The sequence below is a fragment of the Phycicoccus jejuensis genome (genome assembly GCF_044797865.1).
Lineage (GTDB): Bacteria > Actinomycetota > Actinomycetes > Actinomycetales > Dermatophilaceae > Phycicoccus > Phycicoccus jejuensis.
This window is the reverse complement of sequence record NZ_CP085209.1, coordinates 1,965,911-1,978,706: the sequence shown is the minus strand read 5'-3', so window position 1 is coordinate 1,978,706 and position 12,796 is coordinate 1,965,911. Positions and strand designations below refer to the sequence as shown.

Genomic DNA, 12,796 nt, shown 5'->3' with positions numbered 1-12,796 from the left:
GCGGGCGTATCGGGTCACCCGATACGCGTGGTGCTCGTGGGGCTCAGAGCTCGGGGAACCAGATGCCGATCTCGTGGGCGGCCGACTCCGGGGAGTCCGAGCCGTGGACGATGTTCTTCTGCACCTTGGCGCCCCAGTCGCGGCCGAGGTCGCCGCGGATCGAGCCGGGCGCGGCCTTCGTCGGGTCAGTGGCGCCGGCGAGCGAGCGGAAGCCCGCGATGCACTGCTCGCCCTCGATGACGACCGCCGTCACGGGGCCGGAGGACATGAACTCGACGAGCGGCTCGAAGAACGGCTTGCCCTCGTGCTCGGCGTAGTGGCGGTGCAGCATGTCGGTCGTCGGGCTGACGACCTTGAGCGCGGCGAGGCGGTAGCCCTTGGCCTCGATGCGGCGCAGGACCTCCCCGGTGAGGCCGCGGGCGTAGCCGTCGGGCTTGACGAGGACGAGGGAGCGTTCGGTGGTCACGCGCCCAGACTAGTCGGCGGCGACCGCGCCCCCGGCGGCCACCTCGGCCTCGTGCCGGGCGACGAGCGCGTCCGCCTTGACCCCCTGGACGAGCAGCAGCACCCACAGCGCCGTGAAGACGACGGCGACCCCGATCATCGCGGGGACGAGCACCGCGCTCAGCCAGGTCGCGAGCTGGACGAGCCAGCCGAGGGTGATGCCGTACGGACGGCGCATCAGGCCACCGGCGACGACCGCCGCGAGCGCCAGCCCCATCCCGACCCACAGCAGGCGGCCGCCGTCGTCGGGACGCCCGTCGGCGATGGCCTGCGCGCGGGCGACGAGCGCGAAGAACGACAGCACGATCGCCTGCCCGACGAGGACGACCGCCAGGAGACGGAAGGTCAGCTTGCCCTGCTGCCCGTAGAGGTGCAGGCGTCTCATCGGGGCCCGCCGCTCTTCCAGCTGTAGGTCTCGACCGCGGCCTTGGACTGCGCGAGGCTCGCTCCGGTCGCCGCCCGGTAGTGCTTGATCGCCGCGACCGCCTGCCCCTGCGCGAGCGAGGCGTCGATGACCTGCCGCACGTCCGCCGAGAGCTCCTCCACCGGGGTGAACGTCACGTCGGCGCCGCCCTGCTGCGCGCGCACCGCCCGGACGACGTACCAGACGGCCACGAGCGCGGCCACGATCAGCACGAGCTTGAGCAGGGTCATGCGTCCAGCGTAGGCGAGCCCGCCGGGAGGCCCTGACATCCGTCACGCACCGACGCGCGCGGACGTCACGGCGCTCTCGTGACGGCCGACCGAGGCGTCCGGCCGCCGCCCACGGGAGGGTCGTGGCCATGGACGCGATCACCCTCAGGGGACTCCGCAAGCACTTCGGCGACGTGCGCGCCGTCGACGGCATCGACCTCACGATCGGCCAGGGCGAGGTCGTCGCGCTGCTCGGCCCGAACGGCGCCGGCAAGTCGACGACGATCGACCTCGTCCTCGGCCTCGGCACGCCGAGCGACGGCGACGTCTCCGTCTTCGGGATGCACCCGCGCGAGGCCGTCGACCGGGGTCTCGTCTCGGCGGTGCTGCAGTCCGGCGGCCTCCTCGAGGACCTGACGGTCCGCGAGAGCGTCGAGTACACCGCCGCGCTCTTCCCGTCCGCGCGGCCGGTCGACGAGGCGCTCGAGGCCGCGGGCGTCACCGCGATCGCCGGCCGCCGCATCAAGGACTGCTCCGGCGGCGAGCAGCAGCGCACCCGCTTCGCGATGGCGCTCGTGCCCGACCCCGAGCTCGTCGTCCTCGACGAGCCGACGACCGGGATGGACGTCTCCGCCCGCCGCGCCTTCTGGCAGGCCATCCACGCGGACGCCGCGCAGGGGCGCACCGTCGTCTTCGCGACGCACTACCTCGAGGAGGCCGAGACCTGGGCCGACCGCGTCGTCGTCGTCCGCGGCGGACGGGTCGTCGCCGACGGCACGCCGGCCGAGCTCGGTGCGATGAGCGCGGGCCGCGTCGTGCGGGCCACCCTGCCCGGCGCCGACGCCGACGCGCTGCGGGCGCTGCCGGGCGTCGTCGAGGTCGAGGTGCGCGGCGCCGCGATCTCCGTCGTGAGCACCGACTCGGACGCCCTCGCCCGGCACCTGCTCACCGCCACCGCCGCCCGCGACCTCGAGATCGCCGGCCGGCGCCTCGAGGACACGTTCGTCGCGCTCACCAGCGAGGACGCCACCGCCCCCACGACCGAAGGACTCCCCCGATGACCGCCCTGCCCACGTCGACGGCCCGACCGGCCCCGCGCCGCCCCCTGCTCAACCCGACCGTGCTGCGCATCGAGCTGCGCCGGCTCGTGCGCAACCGCCGCGTCCTCGTGTTCACCTTCGTCTTCCCCGCGGTGATGCTCGTCTTCATCGGCAGCCAGATCACCGGCCAGGACGACGTGCTCGGACCGCACGCCGTCGCCAACGTCGGCGCCTACGTCATGGCGAGCATGGCGGTCTACGGCGCGGTGATGGCCTCGACGTCAGCCGGCGCGTCGGTCTCGATCGAGCGCGCGGCCGGGTGGAGCCGGCAGCTGCGGCTCACCCCGGCCCGACCGGTGTCGCACGTCCTCGTCAAGATGCTCGTCGCCGTCGTGCTCGGCACCTGCGCCACGCTGGTGACCTTCGCCGTCGGCGCCGCCACCGGGACCGCGCACCTCATCCGGCTCGCGCCGTGGTGGCAGATGGCGCTCGTCATCGTCGTCGGGTCGCTCGTCTTCGCCGCCTTCGGGCTCTTCATGGGCTACCTGCTGCCCAGCGAGAACGCGATGCAGTTCCTCGGGCCCCTGCTCGCCGTCCTCGCCATCCTCGGCGGGCTGTTCTCGGGACCGCTCCCGACCGACTCCCTCTACGGGCAGATCGCGCAGTACACCCCGATCTACGGCCTGAGCCAGCTGGCCCACTGGCCCCTGACGCTGACCACCGCCGGCACGCACGACGCCTTCCACGTCTCCTGGGTGCTCGACCTCGTCGTCTGGGGTGCGCTGTTCGTCGCGGGAGCCGTGTGGCGCTTCCGCCGTGACACCGACCGGGTCTGACACCCTGTGAGCGTGACGGGGCGGCCGTGGGCGAGCCGGCGGGACGAGGACGACCTCGTCGCGCCGGTCCCGGCGTCGGCGGGGGTCGCGCGGCGGCTCATCGGGCTCATCTGGGTCGTCTACCTCCTCGAGCCCCTCGTCACCGCGTGGCGGACGACCGGGGCGGACCGGGTGGCCGGCGTCGGCCTGCTCGCGCTCTTCGTCGTCGTCTACGTGTGGCACTACGTCGTCTCCCCGCTGCCGGGCGTCTCGCGGTCGGGCGTCACGACGCCGGAGGGCGGCCCGTGGCCGCGCGCCCTGCGCTTCGCCCTGCTCTCCGCGCTGTCGGCCGGCTGCGTGCTCGTCATCGGGCAGACGGCCACCGCGACCTGGGTCTTCGTCGCCGTGTCGGCGATGTGGACCTTCGGCGGGTGGGTCCCCTACGTCATCGCGGTCGGTCTCGCCGCGCTCTACGAGGTTCTCGCACACCGGGTCCCGGGGTGGGAGCGCGACAACAGCCTGAGCTTCGCCATCGCCTTCGCGGTGCTGGCCATCACGAGCGGGATGGTGGCCGTCCGCCGCTCGCGCGACCTCGCCGAGGCCCAGCGCGAGAACGCCCGCCTCGCCGTCGAGGACGAGCGCAACCGGGTCGCCCGCGACCTGCACGACATCCTCGGCCACTCGCTCACCGTCATCCGGGTCAAGGCCGAGCTCGCGGCCCGGCTCGTCGACCTCGACCCGGCCCGCGCGAAGGCCGAGGTGGAGGAGGTCGAGTCGCTCGCCCGCGAGGCGCTGGCCGACGTCCGCGGGGCGGTCGAGGGCTTCCGCGAGATCTCGCTCGCCGGCGAGATCGCCCGCGCGCGGGCCGCACTGTCGTCCGCGGGCATCGAGGCCGACCTGCCGCGCCGGGTCGACGGGGTCGCCCCCGACCTGCGCGAGCTCTACGCGTGGACCGTCCGCGAGGGCGTCACGAACGTCATCCGGCACAGCGGGGCGAGCACCTGCCGGGTCACCATCGACGACGGCGGCCTGCGCCTCGCCGACGACGGACGGGTGCCGCCCGGAGGTCCCGCCGCCCGCTCGGCCGGCCACGGTCTGCGCGGGCTCGCCGAACGAGCGCGCACCGCCGGCGCCGTCCTCACCGCACGCCGCCTCGAGCCCCGCGGCTTCGAGATCGTCGTCTCCGCCACCGACACCGGGAGCCGTCCGTGACCCCCATCCGCGTCGTCCTCGCCGACGACCAGGCCCTCGTGCGCGGCGCCCTCGCCGCGCTGCTCGACCTCGAGCCCGACCTCGAGGTCGTCGGCCAGGCCGAGGACGGCGAGCACGTCGCCCGCATCGTCGCCGAGACCACGCCCGACGTCGTGCTCATGGACGTCGAGATGCCCGGTGGTGACGGCATCGACGCCACCGCGCTGCTGCGCGAGCGCCACCCCGACGTGCGGGTGCTCGTCGTCACGACCTTCGGCCGCCCGGGCTACCTGCGCCGGGCGATGCAGGCCGGCGCGTCCGGGTTCGTCGTCAAGGACACCCCGGCCCACGCCCTGGCCGATGCTGTCCGGCGCGTGCACGCCGGGCTGCGGGTCGTCGACCCGGCGCTGGCCGCGGACTCCCTGGCGCTCGGCGACTCGCCGCTCACCCCGCGCGAGACCGAGGTGCTGCGGGCCGCCGAGTCGGGCGCGACCATCGCGCAGCTGGCCCGGACCCTGCACCTCTCGGAGGGCACGGTGCGCAACCACCTCAGCTCCGTCATCGGCAAGACCACGGCCCGCAACCGCGCCGACGCGGTGCGCGTCGCCCGCGAGGCCGGCTGGCTCTGAGGCCGCGCTGCCGGCGGTCAGACGTCGGTGGTGCCGAGGAGCATCCGCACCTCGGCGGCCGTGACGACCGAGCCGGTGGCGAGGACGCCGCCGGCGACGCCGCCCTCGTCGGCGAGGCCCGCCGCCCGGTCGAGGGCGTCCGGCAGGTCGTCGACGACGGTGACGCGGTGCTCGCCGAAGATCTCGGCCGCCAGCTCGCCGAGCTCGCGCGGGCGCATCGAGCGGGGCGAGGTGTTGCGGGTGACGACGACCTCGTCGAGCAGCGGCTCGAGGACCTCGAGCATCTCGGCGGCGTCCTTGTCGGCCATGACGGCGACGACCCCGACGAGCTTGACGAAGGTGAACGCGTCCGACATCGTGTCGCGCAGCGCCCGGGCACCGGCGGGGTTGTGGGCGGCGTCGACGAGGACGGTCGGGCTGCGACGGACGATCTCGAGGCGGCCGGGCGACTCGACCGCGGCGAGGCCGGCGCGCAGGACCTCGACGTCGAGCGCCTGCTCGCCGCCCCCGACGAACGCCTCGACGGCGGCGACGGCCACGGCGGCGTTCTGCGCCTGGTGGGCGCCGTGCAGCGGCAGGAACAGGTCGGGATACTCGCCGGCGAGACCCTTGAGCGACAGCTGTTGACCGCCGACCGCGACCTCGCGTGTCGTGACTCCGAAGTCGTTGCCCTCGAACACGATCCGCGCACCGACCTCGGCCGCGCGGTCGACGAGGACCTCGGCCGCGTCGCGGTCGTCCTGCACGCCGGACACGGCGATGCCGTCGGCCTTGATGATGCCGGACTTCTCCTGCGCGATCTCGGCCGGCGTGTCCCCGAGGAAGTGCCGGTGGTCGACGTCGATCGGCGTGATGACGGACACCGGGGCGTCGACGACGTTGGTCGCGTCCCACGCGCCGCCCATCCCGACCTCGACGACGGCGACGTCGACGGGCAGGTCGGCGAACGCCGCGTAGGCGACCGCGACGAGGACCTCGAAGTACGTCATCCGCGGGCCGCCCTCGGCCGCTGAGCGCGCGTCGACGATCTCGACGAACGGGATGACGTCGTCGTAGGCGGCGAGGAAGCGCTCGGCGTCGACCGGGCGACCCCCGACCGCGATCCGCTCGAGCATCGAGTGCAGGTGCGGGCTGGTGAACCGGCCTGTCTTGAGGCCCATCTCGCGCAGCACCGACTCGATGATGCGCGCGGTGCTGGTCTTGCCGTTGGTGCCGGTGACGTGCACGACCGGGAAGGTGCGCTGCGGGTCGCCGACGAGCTCCATGACGGCCGAGATGCGGTCGAGCGAGGGCTGGAGGTCGTGCTCGGGCGCGCGGGAGAGGATGGACTCCTCGACCTCGCGCAGGCGCTTGCGGACCTCGATGGCGTGCGCGGCCTCGCGCTGGGCGGCGTCGGGTGCAGGGCTCACCCGCCCATCCTCCCGCATCCCACGGCCGCCACGGGAACCGGCCGGTGCCCTTTCACGCGGGGCGGCGGGCCACCGCGCAGCGCGCGGTCGCGCCCAGCGTGAACGGCCCACCCGTCCCGCCGAGGCGTTGCTCGACGCCGGAGCGCACCCGGGCGCGCTGCTCCTCGGGCAGGCCGAGGAGGTGGCTGCCCGCCGGTCCGATGCCCGCGAGGAAGCCCGTCCAGAGCTCGTCGACGTCCGCGTAGGTCGACGACACGGCCAGCACGCTCTCCTCGACCTCGCCCAGCCCGGCCGCCGAGAAGAGGTCGGCGATCTCGCCCGGCCGCCCGAACCGGAGGGTGCGTGCCTCGTCGGGGGCCTCGGGGTCGACGTCGAGGGCGGCGTCCCAGTAGAGGCGGAGCATCTCCATCCCGGCCGAGAACTCCCAGACGCAGGCGGCCACCGTCCCGCCCGGGCGCACGACGCGGACCATCTCGGCGGCGGCCGCGGTGGGCTCGCTCACGAAGTGCAGGACGAGCTGGGCGAGGGCGACGTCGTGGGTACTGTCGTCGACCGGCAGCGCCTCGACCCGCCCCTCGCGCACGTCGACGCCCGGGCACCGCCCGCGGCAGGAGGCGACGAACGGCGGAGACGGGTCGACGGCGGTGACGGCCGCAGCCCCGAGCCGGTCCACGAGCACCTCGGTCAGGGCGCCCGGACCGCAGCCGACGTCGAGGGCGCGCTGCCCCGCTGCCACGCCGGCGGCGTCGGCGAAGACGGGGGCCAGGGCGCGGGAGTAGCGACCCATGAAGCGGTCGTAGACCTCGCCCGGCTGCCGGAACGTCCGGGCACCGTCCACCTCGTCGCTGGCCATGGCTCCTCCTCGCCGGCGGGGCGCGGGCGCGTCCGTGGGCAACCGGTCACGCTACGCCCGAGCACCGGCGCGGCGACAGCCCTCGCCGACGGGCGGGTCGCCACGAGGACGCCACAAGAAGTCAACAGTTGGTTATGGATTGCATAACCATTGCTTTGTCATCTACGGTCGTCGCATGAGCTCGCCCCGATCGTCGACCTGCTCCCCGGCGGCCGTGCCGGCGGGTCGTCGCTGTCCGCGCTGACCGCTCCGCACGCCCGACCTCCCCCACCGACCGCCGTCGAGCGGCCGCGCCCTCGCGCGCCGCGACGTCCCCTCCCGCACGCATCGCCACCCGAAGGATCCACCATGACCGTCATCTCCCGACCCCGAACCCTGACCACCCCCCTCGAGGCCGCCCGCCGGCTCGCCACCGATCCCGCCCTGTGGCGGCCCGCCGTCGACTTCGACCCCGAGCGCCGCTACTACCGACGCCTGCTCGCGACCGACGGGCACGAGGCCTGGCTGCTCACGTGGCTCCCGGGTCAGCACACCGAGTGGCACGACCACGGCGGCAGCGCGGGCGCCTTCGTCGTCCTCCAGGGCGCGCTCGTCGAACGGACCGCCGCGCACGGGCTCGTCCGCGGGCTGCGGCGCGTCCACCGGCGCGGCGACGCCCACGGGTTCGGGGCGCAGTACGTCCACCGCGTCTCGAACGAGGGCCCGGACCCGGCCGTGTCGCTGCACGTGTACGCCCCGCGGCTGGCGTCGATGACCGACTACGAGGAGCATGACGGGGTGCTGCAGCCCGTCGTCACCCGCACCGCGGAGGCCTGGTGACCAGCCGCGTCGACCTCCTGCTCTCCGCGGCGCGCGACCGCATCGAGCGTCTGACCCCGGCGCAGGCGCACGCCGAGCTCGCCGCCGGCGAGGCGGTGCTCGTCGACATCCGGCCGGCCGCGCAGCGCGCCGAGGAAGGCGAGCCCGAGGGCGCGCTCGTCGTGGAGCGCAACGTCCTCGAGTGGCGCTTCGACCCGACGAACGACGCCGCGCTGCCCATCGCGAGCGACGACCTGCGCGTCGTCGTCATCTGCCAGGAGGGGTACACCTCCTCGCTGGCCGCCGCCGCACTGCGCGACGTGGGGGTGCTGCGGGCCGCCGACGTCGACGGCGGCTTCGCGGCGTGGCGCGCCGCGGGCCTCCCAGAGCGCTGATCCTCCGCAGTCGAGTGCGGAAGTGGTCGCCCGGACAACCACTTCCGCACTCGACGCGGGGAAGGGGTCAGGGCCGGACGGCGGCCAGCAGGGCCATGTCCCGCCACTCGTCGCCGAAGCGGTGGTGGTCGCGCGGCAGCCCCTCGCGGACGTAGCCGTCCCGCTCCGCCACCGCGAGGGAGGCGGTGTTCCACGGCTCGACCTACAGCTCGACGCGGTGTGCCACCTCGACGGCCCACGCGAACGTCGTCAGCGCCCGCAGCGCGTCCGTCGCCAGGCCGCGGCCCCGCCACGACGGCGCGACGGTGTAGCCGGCCCGGAAGCGCCCGTGCCCGAGGTCGTCGACCCAGAGCCCGGCGGTGCCGACCGCCTCGTCGGTGTCCGCGAGGGCGACGCAGAAGCTGAACCCGCGCCCCTCCCCGAGGCGCCCGTGCTGCCGCTCGAGGTAGGCGAGGGCATCCGCCTCGTCGGCCCCGGCAGGCAGCGTCGAGATGACCGGCACGTAGGGGTCGGTGGCGAGGTCGAGCACCATCGGGAGGTCGGCGTCCCGGAACCCTCGCAACCGGACCCGCCCGGCGGCCGGTGGGACCACGGGCCACGTCAGCACGGAGTGCGGGCCGTCGTCGGCGCCGTCCACGCCGCTCTACCCGGGTCCGCCGCGCTTCACCCGGGAACGGTTCCCGGGTGGAGCGCGGCCGTATCGGGTGACCCGATACGCGTGGGACCCGTGGGGGAGCGGCCGGCCGGCAGGGTCACCGGCGGGTGACCCGCACGTGCGCCGTGTGGCCGTCGCCGACCGTGACGACCACGACCCGCTCGCCGTCGGGCGAGTCGAGCGCGTCGACCCGCTCGGCCAGCGTCTCGCCCGCGACGAGCGCGCCGTGGGCCTCGACCGCGGCGTCGACCTCGGGGTCGCCCGACACCTCGAGGAGGATGCGGTCCGACACCTCGAGCCCGGCGTCCTTGCGGGCCTGCTGCACGGCGCGCACGAGGTCGCGCGCGATGCCCTCGCGGGCGAGCTCGGGCGTCACCTCGGTGTCGAGGACGACGAAGCCGCCGCCGGGCAGCATCGCCGTCGCCAGCGAGCCGCCGGCGCCGCCCTCGACGACCGTCTCGAGCGTGTACTCGCCCTCGACGAGCGCCAGCCCGCCGGAGGTGACGGTGCCGTCGTCGGCGACCGACCAGTCGCCGGACTTCGAGCCCTTGATGGCGGTCTGCACGTCGCGGCCGAGGCGCGGTCCGGCCGCGCGCGCGTTGACCGTGAGGCGCTGCGAGATGCCGAAGTCGGACTCGTGCGCCTCGGCCACGTCGAGGACCGTCACGCCCTTGACGTTCAGCTCGTCCCGGACGATGGCCGTGAACGGCGCGAAGCCCTCCGGGTCGGCCGTCACGACGGTCAGCTCGCGCAGCGGCAGGCGGACGCGCAGGCCCTCGGCCTTGCGCAGCGACGAGCCGGTCGAGCACACCGCGCGCACCTGGTCCATCGCGGCGACGAGCGCGTCGTCGGCCGGCAGGTCGGCCGCGGCGGGCCAGTCGGCGAGGTGCACAGAGCGGCCGCCGGTCAGCCCGCGCCAGACCTCCTCGGTGACGAGCGGCAGGAGCGGCGCCGCCACGCGGGTGAGGACCTCGAGCGCCGTGTAGAGCGTGTCGAACGCCTGCTCCGCGGCTGCGGAGTCGCCGGACCCGGTGTCCCAGAACCGCTCTCGCGACCGCCGGATGTACCAGTTGGTCAGCACGTCGACGAACTGCCGGACCGACTCGCTCGCGCCGGGGACGTCGGAGGCGTCCATCTGCGCCTCGACGGTGCCGACGAGGTCGTGCAGCTTGGCGAGCAGGTAGCGGTCGAGCGGGTCCGTGGACGCCGTCGACCAGCGCGCCTCGTACCCCACGCCGCCGTTCGCCGCGTTGGCGTAGAGCGAGAAGAAGTACCAGACGTTCCAGAGCGGGAGGATGACCTGCCGGACGCCCTCGCGGATGCCCTCCTCGGTGACGACGAGGTTGCCGCCGCGCAGGATCGGGCTCGACATGAGGAACCAGCGCATCGCGTCGGCGCCGTCGCGGTCGAAGACCTCGCGCACGTCCGGGTAGTTGCGCAGCGACTTGCTCATCTTCTGGCCGTCGTTGCCGAGGACGATGCCGTGGCTGATGCACGAGCGGAACGCCGGCCGGTCGAACAGCGCCGTCGCGAGGACGTGCAGCGTGTAGAACCAGCCGCGCGTCTGCCCGATGTACTCGACGATGAAGTCGGCCGGGAAGTGGGCGTCCTCGGTCTCGGTGCCCGCGAACCAGTCCGCGTTCTCGAACGGGTAGTGCACCTGCGCGTACGACATCGAGCCGGAGTCGAACCAGACGTCGAGGACGTCCTCGACGCGGCGCATCGTCGAGCGGCCCGTCGGGTCGTCGGGGTTGGGCCGGGTCAGCTCGTCGACGAACGGGCGGTGCAGGTCGGGGTTGCCGTCGCGGTCACGCGGGAGGTCGCCGAAGTCGCGCTCGAGCTCCTCGAACGAGCCGTAGACGTCGATCCGCGGGTACGCCGGGTCGTCCGACTTCCAGACCGGGACCGGGCTGCCCCAGAACCGGTTCCGCGTGATGGACCAGTCGCGCGCGTTCTCGAGCCACTTGCCGAACTGGCCGTCCTTGACGTGCTCGGGCGTCCAAGTGATCTGCTGGTTGAGCTCGACCATCCGCTCCTTGACGGCGGTGACCTCGACGAACCACGACTCCACGCCCTTGTAGATGAGGGGCTCGCGGCAGCGCCAGCAGTGCGGGTAGCTGTGGTCGTAGGACTCGCGGCGCAGCAGCACCGTGCCGGGCGAGACCGCACCGGTCGCGCCCTCGCCGCGGGTCGCGGCCTTGAGGTGGTCGATGACGAGCGCGTTCGCGTCGAAGACCTGGATGCCCTCGTAGTCGGTGACCGGCGCGGTGAAGCGGCCGTCCTTGCCGACCGGCATGACCGCCTCGATGCCCTCGCGGTCGGTCACCTCCTTGTCGACCTCACCGAAGGCGCCGGCGGTGTGGACGACGCCGGTGCCGTCGGTGGTCGTCACGGCGTCGTCGGCCGCGACGATGCGGAAGGCGTTGCCGTGGCCGGCGTAGTAGCTGAACGGCGGGGTGTACGTACGGCCCACGAGGTCGGCACCCTGGTAGCGGCCGACGACGGTGAACTCGCCCTCGGCGGAGGCGAGCTCGCGCTTGTACGCCTCCAGCCGCGCCTCGGCGAGGACGTAGCGGGACGTGCGGTCGGTGCCGGGGACGGGCGCCTCGACGACCACGTACTCGATGTCGGAGCCGACCATCGCCGCGAGGTTGCTCGGCAGCGTCCACGGCGTCGTCGTCCAGACGAGCAGGTGCGCGCCGTCGAGGACCGGGTCGGCGCCGGTGTCGTCGAGGAGGTAGCCGACGGTGACCGACGGGTCCTGCCGGTTCTGGTAGACCTCGTCGTCCATCCGCAGCTCGTGGTTGGACAGCGGCGTCTCGTCGTTCCAGCAGTACGGCAGGACGCGGAAGCCCTCGTAGACGTAGCCCTTGTCGTACAGGGACTTGAAGGCCCAGATGACCGACTCCATGTAGTCGGCGTTCATCGTGCGGTAGTCGTGGTCGAAGTCGACCCAGCGCGCCTGACGGGTCACGTAGTCGCGCCACTCGCCGGTGTACTTCATGACCGACTCGCGGCAGGCCGCGTTGAACTTCTCGATGCCCAGCTCGAGGATCTCGTCGGTCGTCTTGATGCCGTTGAGGCGCATCGCCTCGAGCTCGGCCGGGAGGCCGTGGGTGTCCCAGCCGAAGCGCCGCTCGACGCGCTTGCCCTTCATCGTCTGGTAGCGCGGGACGACGTCCTTGACGTAGCCGGTCAGGAGGTGGCCGTAGTGCGGGAGGCCGTTGGCGAAGGGCGGGCCGTCGTAGAAGACGAACTCGTTCTCGCCGCGCTCCCCCGCGTCGCGCTGCTCGACCGAGGCCCGGAAGGTGTCGTCGGCCGCCCAGTGCGCGAGCACCGCCTCCTCGACCTCCGGGAGGCGCGGGCTGGCGGGGACGCCGAAGGCCGCACCGGTGTGGTCGCCGGTGGTGGACACCTTGGGGTAGGTCATCGGGGCTGCTCCTGCGGGTCGTCGACTCGTGGGGTCGAGGACGACGGCTCCGGCTGCTGACCGGGCACCACCGCGGTACCACCTCGCTTGCCGCCCCGGAGGGCGACCGCTCTTGCACCAGGTCGTGACGTGACCCCGACGTCCGGGTCTAGTGAGGACTCGCGTCCCGTTCTTCCGGAGGCTCACCGCTGATGACGGCTCGAGCGCCTGTGGGCCCGATGATACCGGGGCCGGGTGCGTGGTACCCGCCGACGTCCCGTGGGGGTAGGCTCACCGCGTCGCACGTGAGCGCGACACCACACGCACCCGCCTGGGGGAAGCCGGTCGAAGTCCGGCACTGTCCCGCAGCCGTAGGTCACCCGCGAGGGTGGCGAGTCGGAATGCCCAGCGGGCGCGAGCGGCTCCATCACACTCGTCGAGGAATGCGGGACGGAGCCCGGGTGC

Annotated in this window: 13 protein-coding genes and 1 riboswitch; of the genes, 6 read left to right on the top strand and 7 right to left on the bottom strand. The window is 73.8% G+C overall.

The features are described 5' to 3' along the window. Positions 1-43 precede the first annotated feature (43 nt). From ndk to LG324_RS09290, 3 genes are read right to left on the bottom strand one after another with little or no spacing between them, the layout of a single operon-like run. Positions 44-466, bottom strand: coding sequence for a nucleoside-diphosphate kinase (gene ndk / locus LG324_RS09300; RefSeq protein ID WP_030527382.1), 423 nt, complete (start codon positions 464-466; stop codon positions 44-46). Positions 467-475: 9 nt separating this feature from the next. Further along, positions 476-889: a DUF4233 domain-containing protein gene (locus LG324_RS09295; RefSeq protein ID WP_404353038.1), complete on the bottom strand. Its 414-nt coding sequence runs from the start codon at positions 887-889 to the stop codon at positions 476-478. Next, positions 886-1,158, bottom strand: coding sequence for a hypothetical protein (locus tag LG324_RS09290; RefSeq protein ID WP_030527384.1), 273 nt, complete (start codon positions 1,156-1,158; stop codon positions 886-888). The genes LG324_RS09295 and LG324_RS09290 overlap by 4 nt, the downstream gene beginning before the upstream one ends. 128 nt (positions 1,159-1,286) lie before the next feature. On the opposite strand from LG324_RS09290, the gene LG324_RS09285 reads away from it, so the two are divergent. The 4 genes from LG324_RS09285 to LG324_RS09270 are packed head-to-tail and all read left to right on the top strand — an operon-like array spanning position 1,287 to position 4,812. Further along, complete coding sequence (locus tag LG324_RS09285) at positions 1,287-2,198, top strand: ABC transporter ATP-binding protein (protein WP_404353037.1); 912 nt, start codon at positions 1,287-1,289, stop codon at positions 2,196-2,198. Beyond that, on the top strand, positions 2,195-3,013 hold the full coding sequence (locus LG324_RS09280) for an ABC transporter permease (protein ID WP_404353036.1): 819 nt from the start codon (positions 2,195-2,197) through the stop codon (positions 3,011-3,013). Before LG324_RS09285 ends, LG324_RS09280 begins: the two co-directional genes overlap by 4 nt. 12 nt (positions 3,014-3,025) lie before the next feature. After that, positions 3,026-4,204, top strand: coding sequence for a sensor histidine kinase (locus LG324_RS09275; RefSeq protein WP_051750314.1), 1,179 nt, complete (start codon positions 3,026-3,028; stop codon positions 4,202-4,204). Beyond that, positions 4,201-4,812: a response regulator transcription factor gene (locus LG324_RS09270; RefSeq protein ID WP_030527388.1), complete on the top strand. Its 612-nt coding sequence runs from the start codon at positions 4,201-4,203 to the stop codon at positions 4,810-4,812. The genes LG324_RS09275 and LG324_RS09270 overlap by 4 nt, the downstream gene beginning before the upstream one ends. 17 nt (positions 4,813-4,829) lie before the next feature. Here LG324_RS09270 and LG324_RS09265 read toward each other — a convergent pair whose 3' ends face one another. Together LG324_RS09265 and LG324_RS09260 are read right to left on the bottom strand one after the other, a co-directional pair. Continuing rightward, positions 4,830-6,221 (bottom strand): bifunctional folylpolyglutamate synthase/dihydrofolate synthase, encoded by a 1,392-nt coding sequence (locus LG324_RS09265; protein WP_404353035.1) that lies wholly within the window; start codon positions 6,219-6,221, stop codon positions 4,830-4,832. 52 nt (positions 6,222-6,273) lie between these two features. Continuing rightward, complete coding sequence (locus LG324_RS09260; protein ID WP_404353034.1) at positions 6,274-7,074, bottom strand: class I SAM-dependent methyltransferase; 801 nt, start codon at positions 7,072-7,074, stop codon at positions 6,274-6,276. Between the two features lie 348 nt (positions 7,075-7,422). Between LG324_RS09260 and LG324_RS09255 the strand changes: the two genes are divergently transcribed. Both LG324_RS09255 and LG324_RS09250 read left to right on the top strand, forming a co-directional pair. Beyond that, a complete protein-coding gene (locus LG324_RS09255) occupies positions 7,423-7,893 on the top strand; it encodes a cysteine dioxygenase (RefSeq protein WP_404353033.1) in 471 nt (156 codons plus the stop codon). Beyond that, entirely contained in the window at positions 7,890-8,267 is a 378-nt protein-coding gene (locus LG324_RS09250) for a rhodanese-like domain-containing protein (RefSeq protein ID WP_207022830.1), read from the top strand. Before LG324_RS09255 ends, LG324_RS09250 begins: the two co-directional genes overlap by 4 nt. Positions 8,268-8,469: 202 nt before the next feature. On the opposite strand, the gene LG324_RS09245 is transcribed toward LG324_RS09250, so the two are convergent. Beyond that, positions 8,470-8,904, bottom strand: coding sequence for a GNAT family N-acetyltransferase (locus LG324_RS09245; protein ID WP_404353032.1), 435 nt, complete (start codon positions 8,902-8,904; stop codon positions 8,470-8,472). A gap of 115 nt (positions 8,905-9,019) precedes the next feature. Beyond that, positions 9,020-12,352, bottom strand: a complete 3,333-nt coding sequence (ileS, locus tag LG324_RS09240) for an isoleucine--tRNA ligase (RefSeq protein WP_404353031.1) — start codon at positions 12,350-12,352, stop codon at positions 9,020-9,022. 313 nt (positions 12,353-12,665) lie between these two features. Further along, a riboswitch (cobalamin riboswitch) is annotated at positions 12,666-12,738 on the top strand. Positions 12,739-12,796: the final 58 nt, after the last annotated feature.